The sequence below is a fragment of the Nocardia asiatica NBRC 100129 genome, from assembly GCF_000308415.1.
Classification (GTDB): domain Bacteria; phylum Actinomycetota; class Actinomycetes; order Mycobacteriales; family Mycobacteriaceae; genus Nocardia; species Nocardia asiatica.
Genome location: NZ_BAFS01000145.1, coordinates 18102 through 32247 on the forward strand (window position 1 = coordinate 18102; position 14146 = coordinate 32247).

Below are 14146 nucleotides of genomic sequence, written 5' to 3' on the forward strand. Positions count from 1 at the left end.
TCGATAGTATGCGTGTGGCCTTGTTGCCCGCAGGTACCAGGGGCGATCATCAACCGTATCTCGCGTTGGCGGACGAGTTCCGCGCCCGCGGGCACGAGGTGGAAATCACCGCCACCCGCAATCAGGCGCACATCGTGCGCAATGCGGACTTCGAACCCCACGTGATTCCCTTCGACGCCGCGGAATTGCTCGAGACGCCCGCGGCCAGGCAGGCGCTGGCCTCCGGCAGAACGCTGCCGTTCATTCGGATCATGCTCGACACGGTGAAGATCATCGAGGGTGGTCGCGGGACGGCGATGCACGAGGTGCTCGCGAAAGCCTGCGCGGGCGCGGATGTCGTGGTCGCCTGCGCGTCGACGCTGCCGTGGGCGATGGAGTTCCGGGAGAAGACCGGTACGCCGGTGATCGGCTGCCTGCCCTACCCGCTGGAGCGCACCGACGAGTTCCCGTCGTCGTTCATGGCGAAGAACATGACGTCGTCCCGAATTCTCTCCCGCGCGACTTATAGCTTGTTCGAATTGTCCTATACGTTCCTGTATCGCAAGGTCGATCGCCAATTGCGCCGGCAGATGGGGCTGGCGGGCAAGCCGCGCAATCCTTTCCGGCGGCTCCGGGACGAGGGAATCCCCCTGGTTCACATGGTGAGCCCGGTGCTGTTGCCGAAGCCGCGCGATTGGCCCGAACGCGCGACCGTCGTCGGCGCCCCCATCCTGCCGCAGCGGCTGCGGGACGCCTGGGGCGAGGCGGTCATCGACCCGGAACTCGACGCCTGGCTCGACGAAGGCGAACCACCGATCTACTTCTGCATGACCGGAATGCCCGTCGTCGATCCGGTGGAATGCCGCGAGATGATCGCCACGGTCTGCGCGCGGCTGGGCGCGCGGGCCCTCGTCACGGTGAAAGGCGACGGCTTCCCGAAGGGATTCAGCGCCGACCGCGCGCTGCTGGTCATCGATTCGTTCGACTACGACCGCGTGCTGCCGCGCTGCCGCGCGGTGGTGCACCACGGCGGCAGCGGGAACACACACGACGTGGTGCGCGCGGGGATTCCCGCCGTGGTGATCCCGGTGCACAGCGACCAGTTCTTCTACGGCTGGCGCATCGCAGCGCTCGGTATCGGAGCCACCTTCCCGTATCGCCGGATCACTCCCGATCGGCTGCATCAGGCGCTTGCTCGGGCGCTCACACCGCAGGCGCGGCAGCGAGCCGAGGAGATCGGCCGCACGGTCGCGGCGGAGAACGGCGTGCTCGCCGCCGTCGACGCCGTCGAGAAACTCGCCGCCGCGACCACCCGACCATGAGATGCCGGTCGGCGTCCGCGCGCTGTCGCGGCGTCTTCCGCTGAGCGCACGACCCCCGTGACAGTCGAGTTCCGAAGGTTGTACCGCATGACCGATTACCGTTCCTTCGTCGATGTGCTGCTCACCCGTGGCGAGACGCCGGACGCGGGGACCGCTTACCGATTCCTGCGGACCGGTGACGCGGACGGCCCCGTCGACGAGATCACCTACGCCGCCGTGTCGCAGCGCGCGCGGGCGATCGGCGCCGCGTTGCAGGACGGCGGCGTGCGCCGCGCTCTGCTGCTGTATCCGTCCGGATTGGATTTCATCGCAGGGTTCTTCGGCTGTCTGGCCGCCGATGTCGTCGCCGTGCCCGCACCGCTGCCGCAGCTGGACGCCCGGTCGCTGCGGCGGCTGCGGCACATGGTCACCGACGCCGGTGTCGACGCGGTGCTGACCACCGGGCAGGTCCGCGCCGAGGCGAGCGCGGCACTCGAGCAACTGCCGGAACTGGCCGCGCTGAGCTGGTTGGCGACCGACGAGATCCCCGACGAGGCGGCCGCGTCGTGGCGCAGGCCCGCCATCGGCCCCGATTCGGTGGCCTTCCTCCAATACACCTCGGGCTCGACCAGCGCGCCGCGCGGCGTCGTGGTCACCCATGCGAACCTGCTGCACAACGAGCGGGCCATCGCCTCGGCCCTGGGCCACACGCCGGAGCTGCTGGATTCGCTCACCGGCGCGCTGTTCGTCAGCTGGCTGCCGATGTATCACGACATGGGGCTCATCGCGCCGGTGTTGCAGACGATGTTCGTCGGCGCGAACGCGGTGTTGCTGTCGCCTCAGCATTTCCTGCAGCGTCCCGAGCGCTGGCCGCAGGCGGTGTCCGCGTTCGGCGCGCATACCAGCGGCGGCCCCAATTTCGGCTACGAGCTGTGCCTGCGCCGGATGACGCCCGCGCAGATCGAGCCGCTCGATCTGCGCGGCTGGAAAGTCGCGTTCAACGGCGCGGAGACGGTGCGTCCGGCCACGGTGCGCCGCTTCGCCGACACCTTCGCGAGCGCGGGGTTCCGGGCGGAGTCGTTCCAGCCGGTCTACGGCTTGGCCGAGGCGACGCTCATCGTCAGCGCCGCCGACATCGCCGCCCGGCCCACGGTGATCCTGCCGCACGGCCGGTCGGAGCTGGTCGGCGTGGGACGCCCCGCCGAGGGGCTGTCGATCGCCGTGGTGGATCCGGAGCGACGCGCGGAGTGTGCCGAAGGCGTCGAGGGCGAGATCTGGGTGTCGGGCAGCAGTGTCGCCGCCGGCTATTACGGCAACGAGCAAGCCACCGCCGAGACCTTCCACGCCCGGCTCGGCGACGACGACCGGGTCTTCCTGCGCACCGGCGATCTCGGATTCCTCTCCGGCGGTGAACTGTTCGTCACCGGTCGGCGCAAAGACCTGCTGATCATCGACGGCAAGAACCATTACCCGCAGGACTTGGAGCTGACCGTCGAGACCGCGCACGACGCCGTGCGGCCCGGGTGTGTGGCGGCCTTCTCCGTGGACGAGGGCATCGACGGGGAACTGCCTGTCGTGGTCGCGGAGACGCGCACCGAGGACCCGGCCGAACTCGCCGAGGCCGAGGACGCCATCCGGGCGGCGATCGGTGCCGAACACGGGCTCACGCTGCGGTCGGTGGTCCTGATCCGTCCCGGCGCGCTGCTGAAGACCAGTAGCGGCAAGGTGCAGCGGCAGGCCTGCCGCGCGGCGTATCTCGACGACGAGTTCGCCCCGCTCGTGCCCGTGCGCGGCGAGTTCGACGACGTGTCGGTCACCGCCCCGTCGGCGGGGATGACCGCCGACGAGATGCAGACCTGGCTGGTGGAGATCATCGCCCGGTTGGCGTATCTGGATCCCGCGCGGATCGACGTGCACCGGCCGCTGGTCGAATTCGGCCTCGGCTCCGCCGACCTGGTCGAACTCGTGGTCGAGTTGTCCGACCGCGTCGGGCATCCACTGGACACGAATCTGTTCTTCGAGCACCCCACCATCGCGCAGGTGGTCGGCGCGCTGCACCGTACCGAAGCCGATGCCGCGCCGGTCCGGCGCCAGGAAGGCGCGGGCGACGACGCCATCGCGATCGTCTCGATGGCCTGCCGCTTCCCGGGCGGCGCCGACGATCCGGAAGCGCTGTGGCGCATGCTCGACGACGGACGCGACGGGCTGTCGGACGTGCCACCGGGCCGCTGGAGCACCGACGGACTCTACGACCCGGACCCGGCCGCCGAGGGCAAGGCGTACACCTTCCGCGGCGGATATCTCACCCAGGTGGACGAGTTCGACGCCGCGTTCTTCGGCATCGGGCCGCGCGAGGCGGCGGTGATGGACCCGCAGCAACGGCTCATGCTGGAACTGAGCTGGGAGGCGATCGAACGGTCCGGCCGCGACCCTAAGCAGTTGCAGGGCAGCATGACCGGGGTCTATTTCGGGGTGTACAGCACCGGCTATCTCGCCGCCCCGGCGCCGCACCAATTGAACGGGCAGGTCGGCACCGGCCTGTCCCCCGCCGTGGCCTCCGGCCGGGTCGCGTACACCCTCGGCCTGAACGGGCCCGCCGTCACGCTCGACACGGCGTGCTCGTCGGCGATCGTCGCGATGCACCTGGCCGCGCAGGCGTTGCGCGCGGGCGAATGCGACCTGGCGCTGGCCGGCGGCGCGACCCTGCTGATGGGGCCGACCGCACACGTGGAGCTGTGCAAACTCGGTGTGCTGTCGCCGTCGGGACGCTGTGCGCCGTTCTCGGCGGGCGCGGACGGCACGGTGTGGGCCGAAGGCGCCGGTCTGGTGCTGCTGAAGCGGCTCGAGGACGCCCGGCGCGACGGCGACCGGGTGCTCGCGGTGATCCGCGGCTCCGCGATAAACCAGGACGGGCGCAGCCAAGGCATCAGCGCACCCAGCGGAGCCGCGCAGGAGCAGGTCATCCGGGCGGCGTTGCATGCCGCGGGCGTGGCGCCCGAGGACGTGGACTACGTGGAAGCGCACGGCACCGGCACCGCTCTGGGCGATCCCATCGAGGCACGCGCCCTGGCGCGGGTCTACGGCGGAGGCCGGGAGCCGGATCGCCCGCTCGGTGTGGGCTCGCTGAAATCCAATCTGGGGCACACCCAGGCGGCGGCCGGCATCGGCGGCGTGATCAAACTGATCCTCGGCTTGCGGCACGAGCGGATACCGGGAATGGCGTACGACGGGCCGCCGACACCGCAGCTGGACTGGGCGGAGAGCGGGTTGGTCGTGCGCACCGATCCGGCGCCCTGGCCCCGCGGCGCCCGTCCGCGCCGCGCCGCGGTCAGCGCGTTCGGGCTCAGCGGCACCAACGCCCACCTGATCCTCGAGGAGCCTCCCGCGCCCGAGGATCCGGCCGACACCTTCGACGACGAGCTGCCGCGGGACACCCGACCGGCGCTGTTGCCGATCTCGGCCCGCAGCCGGACGTCGCTGCTCAGGCAGGCGCGCCGCTTGCTCGAGCACGTCACCGGCGACGACACACTGGCGCCCGCCCCCGTGTCGCGCTCGCTCGCGTTGCAGCGCACACCGTTCGAATGGAGGGCCGTCGTCGTGGCCGCCGACCGTGCCGAGATGCTGTCGGGGCTCGGCGATCTCGCCGGTGCACAGGCAGCGCCCGATGTGGTGGTCGCCGCGGACGCGGCGCTCACCGCGGGCAAGACGGCGTTCGTCTTCCCGGGGCAGGGCGTGCAGTGGGCCGGAATGGCCCGCGACATGCTGGCCCGCTCGGAGGTGTTCCGCGCCGAATTCGCCCGATGCGACGAAGCGTTCCGCCACCGCACCGGATGGTCGCTGGCCACCGCCCTGTTCGGACTCACCGCGGCGCAGCTCGGCGATTTCACCGTCGTGCAACCGCTGCTGTTCGCCACGATGGCCGCGCTCGCGGCGGTCTGGCGGGACGCGGGTGTCACACCGGACGCCGTGATCGGGCACAGCCAAGGCGAGATCGCCGCGGCCTACGTTTCGGGTGCGCTGAGCCTCGACGAGGCCGCCGAGGTGGTCGTGGCCCGCAGCCGCCTGATGGCCGGCATCGCCGAGGAGGGCGCGATGGCGATGGTCGGCCTGCCCGCGCAGCGGCTCGAACAGCGCTTGGCGGCGCAGGCGGGAGCGGTGTCGATCGCGGCGATCAACATCCCTCGCTCGACGATCGTGGCGGGGGCGCGCGAGGCGGTCGAGGCGCTGGTGCGCGAGCTGGAAGCCGAGCGGGTCGAGGTGCGGGTGCTGGCCGCGGGACCGGCGCTGGCGGGCCATTCCGCGCTGCTGGAACCGATCCGGGAACGTCTGCTGGACGAACTGGCCGGACTGTCCGCCGTCGCACCCACCGTCTCGTGGTACTCGACCGTGCTGGGCGAACAGATGGGCGACGACGCCGCCGATGCGGACTACTGGTATCGCAACGCACGCGAGCCGGTGCGATTCGCGAGCACGATCGAGCGCATGATCGGCGACGGGTTCCGGTATTTCGTGGAACTCGGGGTGCATCCGCTGCTGACCACGGCGGTGCGGGCGGTCGCGGAGCAGACCGGCCGCGAGATCGTCGCGGTCGGGTCGCTGGTGCGCGACCAGGACGGGCCGCGCAGCCTGGCGCGTGCTCAGGCCGCGCTGTGGGTGGCGGGCCGAGACCTCGACTGGTCGCGGCTGACGCCCCCGCAGGGCAGTGTCGATCTGCCGACCTACGCCTTCGACCGGCGGCGGTTCTGGACCGAATCGGTGTCCGAGGACGCCTCCGCGCTCGGGTTGCAGGCCGCCGACCATCCGTTCGTCGGCGCCGTGGTGCCACAACCGGATTCCGGCGGCGTAACGCTGACCGGCCGCATCTCGCTGCGGACCCACCCGTGGCTGGCCGAGCACGCCGCGCCCGGCGTGGTCGTCGTGCCCGGCACCGGCCTGGTGGAACTCGCGATCCGGGCCGGTGACGAGGTGGGCGCCGGAACCGTGCGGGAACTCGTGCTGCACGCTCCGCTGATCCTCCCGGAGGACGCCGCGGCGCAGATCCAGGTGGTCGTGGGCGAGGCCGACGCCACCGGCGGCAGGCCCGTCTCGATCCATTCCCGCCTGGAGCGCGATCTCGGCACCGCGTGGACATCCCATGCCCGTGGCGTGCTGGCGGCGGCCGACGCAACCGAGGACGACGCCGTCGACACCACGCAGTGGCCTCCGGCGGACGCGACGACGGTCGACGTCGAGGACATGTACGCGCGGTTGTCCGATCGCGGGCACCGGTACGGTCCGCTGTTCCGGTCGGTGCGGGCGGCGTGGCGGCGCGGCGGGGAAGTCTTCGCCGAGGTGGCGCTGCCGGAGCAGGCGCACGGTGATGCCGCGCGGTTCGAACTCCATCCCGCGCTGTTCGACTCGGCACTGCACGCAGCGCTGCTGCTCGGCGCGGACGAGAACGGTTCGGCGCTGATGCCTTTCGCCTGGACCGGCGTGCGCCTGCACGCCTCCGGCGCGACGGCGTTGCGGGTCCGGATCACCCAGGGCGAGGACGGGGTCCGCGTCGTGGCCGGCGATCACACCGGGCAGCCGGTCGTGTCGGTGGCAGCACTGGTCCTGCGGCCCGCGCCCACGGCACAGGCACTCGACGAAGCGATGTCCGCCGCGCACCGCGCCTTGTTCCGGCCGGAGTGGAGCCCCCTCCCCGCTCCCGCGAGCGTCCGGCCGGTCGTCGCGGTGCCGTGGTCCCGGCTCGGCCCGCGCGACGCGGCGCCGGAGGCGGTGATCGTCGAGGTGGCCGAGGGTGATTCGATCGACGCGGTGCACGCCGTGCTGCGGCAGACGCTCGAGGCCTTGCAGGCGGCACTGGAGGACCCGCGACTGAGCGCGGCCACGATCGTGGTGCGCACCCGGCGGGCGATGGCGCTGCCCGGCGAGGATGCCCCGAACACCGCCGCAGCCGCGGTCTGGGGATTGACCCGCACCGCGCAGTCGGAGAACCCGGAGCGCGTGGTGCTGGTCGACAGCGCCGACGCCGAGATCGACATCGCGGCGGTCCTCGCTTCCGGCGCGGCGCAAGTGCTGGTGCGCGAAGGCGCCCTGTTCACACCGCGGCTCGTGCGGCCGCCCGCGACCACGGCAGCGGCGGCCCGGCCCGCATTCGGGGACGGCTTCGTGCTCGTGACCGGAGCGCCGGGACGGCTCGGCTCGCTGCTGGCCGGGCATCTGGTGCGCGCCCACGGGGTCGGCAAACTGCTGCTCGCCAGCCGCCGGGGCTCCGACGGCCCCGGTGCGGAAGCCCTGCGCGCCGAACTCACCGGCCTCGGCGCGGAGGTGGTCTTCGCTCGCTGCGACGTTTCCGACCGAGCCGCGTTGGCCGAGTTGCTGCGCGGACGCACGCTCAGCGGCGTCGTCCACGCGGCCATGGTGCTCGACGACGCCACGCTGGGATCGCTGACTGCGGACCGGCTGGAAGCGGTGCTGCGACCGAAGGTCGACGCGGCGTACCACCTGCACGAGCTGACCTCGGACCTGGACCTGTCGTGTTTCGTCCTGTTCTCCTCGGTCGCGGGCGTGCTCGGCAATCCCGGTCAGGCGAACTACGCCGCCGCCAACGCCTACCTCGATGCTCTCGCCATCCACCGGGCCGCACAGGGGCGCACCGCGCAGTCGCTGGCCTGGGGTCCGTGGAGCCTGGACATGCACGAGGTGATGGCGGCCGCGGACATCCGTCGCATGGAACGCACCGGTGTGCGCCCGTTCGCCGCGCAAGACGGTCTGGCGGCGTTCGACGCGGCGCTGCGGCGGAGCGAACCGGTGCTGGCGCTGCTGCGGATCGATGCCGACGCGATGCGCCGCGCCCCCGCCGTCGCGCCGATGCTGCGCGGACTGATCCGTCCCTCCACGCGCCGCGCGGCGGTCCACCGCGATGCCACCGACCCCTCGGTGCGGTCGCGGTTCGCCGAGCGGCTGCGCGGCCTGCCGCCCGGGGAGGCGGCCGCGGTCGCGGTGGACGTGGTCGCGCGCGGGGCCGCCGCCGTGCTCGGGCACACCGGCGCGGACGCCATCGCACCGGACCGGTCGTTCCAGAGCCTGGGCATGGACTCGCTGATGGCGGTGGAACTGCGCAATCGGTTGCGCGACGATACCGGCATCCTGGTGCCGCTCAGCGAGATCTTCACCCACCAGAGTCCCGCCGCGCTGGCCGGCTACCTCGTCGAGGAGGCGGCGCGTGCGGATCGCGGCGCGCCCGGCTCGGCCCCGGGCGAGCAGGACGTTCCCGATGTCGTCACGCTGCCCGTCACCCGGGACCTCGCGCGGCTGCTGCGGACGCAACGGCAAGGGATTCCGAGCGTCGCCCAGACCGGCGGGCTGGCCATGCGGCTGCGCACGGCGGTCGAACGCGCCGAGCTGGAAGCGATGCTGACCCGCCTCGCCCGACGCCACGCGGCGCTGCGCACGGTGATCGTGCCGAGCGACGAGCACGGCACCCAGCTGCAGGTGCGGTCCGCGCCGGGCGGGCCGCTGCTGCGGTGGACCGACGTCGACCAGCTCGACCACGCCGTCGCGCGGGCACGGTTCCGCGAGCTGATGCGCGAACCGTTCGACCTGGCGCAGGGGCCACTGTGGCGGTTCGAGCTGCTGGCATCCGGTTCCGGCGAGCAGACGCTGATCTTCGGCGCGCACCACGGCATGTGCGATGTCCAGTCGATGTTGCTGGTCGCCGGGGAGATCGACGCCGAGCTGTCCGGCGCGAGCTTCCCGGACACGCTGTCCAACAAGGACATACACGATCTGCTCGCGGCACAGGCGCCACCGGCCGAGCCCGACGCCGCATGGCGCGGGGAGTTCGCCGGTTGCCGCCGCCTCGAACTCACCCTCGCCCGGCCGCGCCCGGCACAGCGCAGTCACCGTGCGGGCGAAGTGCTGCTGGAACTGCCCGCCGAGCTGCAGGAGGGCGTGGCGCGGCGCGCGCGGGAGCTGGGCATCACGCCTGCGGCGTTGTTCCTCGGCACGCTGACGGTGCTGCTGGCCAGGCGCCAGGACAACGACCGTTTCGCGCTCGCCGTCCCGGTGGACACCCGCATCCACGCCGACGCGCTCACCGGCGTGGGCTATTTCGGTGTGCCGGTGCCCTATCCGGCGACCGTCGAGCCGGGCGAGTCGATCGATGACCTGCTGCGCCGCACCGGCGACCGGCTGCGGCGCCTGCTCGTGCCGGGCGCGGGCTTCTCCGACGCTCTCGGCGCGCTCGCCGCCGAAGGCCTGTACCGGGACAACGCGCCGCTGGTGGAGGTGTACTTCAACTATCTGCGGGCCAATTCCGCCGTCCGGCCGACGGATCTGGTTCCGGTGGGGACCGGGTACTCCGATCTCGACCTGATGGTGGCCGTGCTGGCCGACGCGGGCCAGATCTGGTTCACCTACAACGCCGACATCATCGATGATCCGGCCTGCACCCGCCTCGGCCACGACTACCTGGCGCTGCTCGGGGAGGTGATCGAGCACGCCGGGCTGCCGGTGCGCCCGCGTTCCGGCGCGCCGCGCCCGGCCGCACCCGCGGGCGTCGCGCTCGCCGCGACGTTCGCGCTGGGCAAGCTGCCGGACCTGTATCACGCGGCGTCGGCCCCCGCCCACGGCGAGGACGGGCCGACCGTGCTCGAAGCGCCCTACCACCACGTCCTGGCCGGGTTGCGCGACCCGTCCGGGGTCTTCGCGCAACCGTCCACCGCCCTGGGCATCGTCTTGCTGCGGGCGGCGGACCTGGAGCGATTCGGTGCGCTCACCGACGACTCGCTCGCCGAACTGGCCGAGCAGTACCCCGCGGCGGTCCGGGAAGCGGCCGAGCGCGCCGGGGCGCCGATCATCGTCGGCTTCCTGCCCGCACCCGATCTCGATTCGCGGTTGCGCGACTGGGAGCAGCGGACCGCGCGGCGGCTGCGGGAGATCCCCGGCGTCGCGGTCCTCACCGAGCCCGACTGGACGCGGGAACACCGGGTGGCCCACCGCTTCGACGAGCAGACCGACGCGCTGGCCCACCTGCCCTTCACCGAGGAGTTCCAGGCCGCGGTGGCGCTGACGCTCGCCGCCGTCGCCCGCGTAGCCCTGCTGCCCGCGCCGAAGATCATCGCCGTGGACGGCGACGACACGCTGTGGAGCGGCGTCGTGGAGGAGATCGGTCCGGCGGAGGTCACCTTCGACGCGCCACGGCTCGCGCTGGCGCGGCGGTTGCGGCAATGGCGGGCCGCGGGCACGCTGCTGGTGCTGATCAGCAACAACGACTCGGCATCTGTCCGAGCCGTCCTCGATCGTCCGGACAGCCCGCTGCGCGCCGCCGATTTCACCGTCGTCTCCACCGGCTGGGACAGCAAGGCCGAGCGGTTGGAGCAGGCCGCGCGAACGGTGGGATTCGCGCTGGAGGAGGTGGTGTATCTCGACGACAACCCGGTCGAGATCGCCAAGGTACGGTCGCGTGCACCGGAAGTGCTCGCGGTGACCTGTCCGCCGGCCGGGGAACTGGAGGCGTTCCTCACGCGGCTGTGGCCGGTGACGCCGGTGGCCGTGACCGCGGAGGACGCCGAGCGCGCGGAATTCTATCTGCGCGAACGCGAACGGGACCTGGCCCGGGAGCAATTGGATTTCGCACAGTTCCTCGACGGCTTGGAACTGGCGGTGACCGTCGAGCCGCTGTCCGATCAGACCATGCCTCGCGCGACTCAGCTCGTCCGGCGAACCAGCCAATTCGTCTTGAGCGCGGTCACCGAGGAAGACGTCGACCGGTGGCGGGAGAAGGGCGAGGTCTGGACCGCCTCGGCGCGGGATCGGTTCGGCGACTACGGAACGGTCGCCCTGCTCGCGGTGCGCGCCGACGGCGCGGCGCTGCGGTTGCTCGGCTGGCATCTCAGCTGCCGTGCCCTCGGGCGCGGAGTCGAGGAACGCCTGCTCGGCTGGCTGGCCGAGCGCGCGGCGGCGCTGGGCTGCGCGACGATGCGGATGACCGTGCACCGCACCGCCCGCAACGTGCCCGCCCGCCGGTTGGCCGCCGCGCTCGGCGGCGGCGACATCGATGACGAGCGACTCGAGGTCGACGTGCCGCTGGAGCGCCTGCGGACGTTCCGGTCCTGGGCGCGATGAACAGCAGCGACAAGGAGTTACGCGTGCGCAGTCCGAACGGCGAGCACCCGCCGCACACCGAGCGAGCCGATCGGCGCGCGCTGGCCGAGGCCATCGAAAGCGGTGGCGGTCTCGACGTGTCCGCGTTGCTGGCGCGCGCGGGCGGTCCGGTGCGCACCACGACGGCGATCGCGCGCTCCGGCGAATGGAGCGCGGAGTCGCTCACGACGGCGATGACCGCGGTGGCGAACCGGTTCACCGCCGAGCCGATCGGGCCGGAAACGGATTTCTTCGACGGCGGCGGCACATCCGTCGCCGCGGTCCAGTTCGTCGCGGCGCTGGCCGGGGAACTGGATGTGCACCTGGATCTGGACGACGTCTTCGCCGACGCGCGCCCGCGCAGGCTGGCGCAACGCTGGTTGGGCGCGCGCGCCGAATCAAACGAAACCGACCGGCCGGTCGTGGCGGCAGCTGCCGTGGACGACGACTTCGCGCAGCTGATGTCCGACGTCGCCGGAGCCGACCGGCTGCCCTTGGTCGACCCGCCGGACCGGGTCGTCCCCCGGTGCATCCTGCTCACCGGCGCCACCGGTTTCCTGGGCAGTCATCTGCTGCTGGACCTTTTGCGCGGCAGCGACGCGCAGGTGGTCTGCCTGGTCCGCGCACAGGACGACGTGGACGCGCTCGATCGGCTGGCGGCAGCGCTGACGCGGTTCCTGCTGCCGTGGTCTCCGGAGGTGCGCAGGCGGGTCACGGTGCTCACCGGCGACCTGCGGGAGCCGAACCTCGGCCTGTCCGACGAACGCTGGGCGGCGCTGGCCGAGGAGGTCGACGCCATCGTCAACGTCGGCGCCGCGGTGGACTTCCTGCGCGGCTACCGGTCCCTGCGCCGCGCGAACGTGCTCGGTCCGCTGACGCTGGCGCGGCTGGCGGCGACCGGGAGACCCAAACCGCTGCACCACGTCTCCTCGATCGCGGTGTTCAACGAACTCGGCATCCCCGCGATGGGCGAAGACGATCCGGTGGCGAACATCGGCAAGCTGGTGATCGGCTACGACCGGACGAAATGGGCGGCCGAGGCGGTCATGCGGCGGGCTCGCGAACATGGGCTGGTCGTCACGGTGCTGCGGCCCGGCGGCATCGGCGGCCACCGCGAGACCGGCGCGCACAATCCGCGCGACCTCAACAGCGGCATCATCGCGGCGCTGTCGCGGTTCGGCACCGTCCCGGCGCTGCGCAATCTCCACGTCGCGCCGGTCGACTGGGTGAGCAAGGTCGCCGCGGCGATCGTCTGCGCGCCGACGGCCTGGGGCCACAACTACCACCTCACCGGCACGCCCACCACCCTCCAGCAGATGCTCGGCGAATCCGCCGCGATCGGCATGGACATGCGGGTACAGCACTGGGCCGCCTGGTGCGACGAGGTGGTGGAACGGATCAGCACCGAGCCGGTCCCCGAGCTGGAATCGCTGGCGCAGGTGCTGCGCAGCCCCGTCGCGCGCCACCCGCTGGAGACCATGGCATCCGTTCCCGCCGCCACCGACGAGCGCACCCGCGCCTTCCTGCGCGCGCACAATCTGCCCGCCCCCATCCGCTACGGTGCCCAGGCACAACGCAAGACGCTGGAGCTGCTCGCCGACACCGGCATGGCACGGCTGCCGCAGTCGCAGGACACGCCTTACCTGTGGTTCTCGGAAACCTTGGCGGGGACGCTCGGGCCCGTCGGCGCACCCGCCGACACGTCCTGCGCCTTGCATCTTCGACTGTCCATCGGCAGCACCCACCAGCTGGTCGCCGGGCGCACCGTCGACGTCAGCGGCGAACTGCGGTGCGCGCTGCTGCACGACGAACCGCTCACCGTGTCCGGCGCGCTGACGGTGCGACCGCACGACGGCATCCCGATCCGGCACGGGCTCCAACATCCGCTCATGCACTACCGGTTGACGCTGCGCGACGCCGACGGCGGAACGTGGTGGCTGTCCGGGTACAAATACGCCGAGGCGCGCCGCACCGTGATCCGGCAGGCGCGCACGCTGACCGTCGAACTCGGCCGCGACAACGAACCCGCGAGCGTCGCCGGCGAGGTCGCGGTCCCGCTGGACACCTACCTGCGCGATCAGATCGACGGCATCCACGTGGATCCGCGGCTTTCCGAGCGGCAGCGGCGGACCGCCAAGCTGTTGTGGCTGAGCTGGTTCGGGTCCCAGCTCGGCAAAGGGCTGCTGGAACCCGCGCTGCGCGTGGGGACCGAGCTGCTGGATCTGCGCCGAAACGCGAAGGAGTTCCGCTGATGCTCACCCCCATCCGGCCGGGCGCCGCGCCGACGGTGGAGGAGATTCCTTTCCTGACCACCGACGGCACCCGGTTGGGCCTGCGCCGCGTCGTCGTCGAGGACCCCGACCGGCCCGCGGTGCTGCTGGTGCACGGCCACGGCGTGTCCTCGGACATGTTCCTGCTGCCCGAGACCCGCACGATCGTCGATGCGCTGGTCGACGCCGGATACCAACCGTGGCTGCTGGATTGGCGCGGCAGCTGCCGCCTGCCCTACAACGCCGCCGGTCCGCGTTTCAGCTTCGACGACGTGGCGCTCTACGACCTGCCCGAGGCCGTCGGCGAGATCCGGCAGCGTATCGGTGACCGGCCGTTGTTCGTGGTCGCGCATTGCGTCGGGGCCCTGGCGCTGTCGATGAGCATGACCGCGGGGCTGGTACCGGGACTGGCCGGCGTCGTCGCCCAGGGCGTGTTCCTCACGCCCAAGGTGAGCGGTGCGATGC

General features: G+C 72.0%; 4 protein-coding genes. All 4 read left to right on the forward strand.

Annotation, left to right across the window (positions count from 1 at the left end):
* The first annotated feature begins 8 nt into the window (after window positions 1-8).
* Window positions 9-1301 (forward strand): glycosyltransferase, encoded by a 1293-nt coding sequence (locus ON27_RS13850; protein ID WP_043725777.1) that lies wholly within the window; start codon window positions 9-11, stop codon window positions 1299-1301.
* Window positions 1302-1388: 87 nt separating this feature from the next.
* Entirely contained in the window at window positions 1389-11393 is a 10005-nt protein-coding gene (locus ON27_RS39870) for a hybrid fatty acyl-AMP ligase/type I polyketide synthase (protein WP_051046533.1), read from the forward strand.
* A 23-nt stretch (window positions 11394-11416) separates the two neighbouring features.
* Complete coding sequence (locus tag ON27_RS13860) at window positions 11417-13663, forward strand: thioester reductase domain-containing protein (protein ID WP_051046534.1); 2247 nt, start codon at window positions 11417-11419, stop codon at window positions 13661-13663.
* The coding region (locus ON27_RS13865) for an alpha/beta hydrolase (protein ID WP_043725779.1) at window positions 13663-14146 on the forward strand (484 nt) is incomplete at its 3' end. The genes ON27_RS13860 and ON27_RS13865, both read left to right, overlap by 1 nt.

What these genes read in the sequence shown, in the direction of transcription:
- ON27_RS13850 (WP_043725777.1), top strand. Translation starts at nt 9, where the DNA reads ATGCGTGTGGCCTTGTTGCCCGCAGGTACCAGGGGCGATCATCAACCG.
- ON27_RS39870 (WP_051046533.1), top strand. Translation starts at nt 1,389, where the DNA reads ATGACCGATTACCGTTCCTTCGTCGATGTGCTGCTCACCCGTGGCGAG.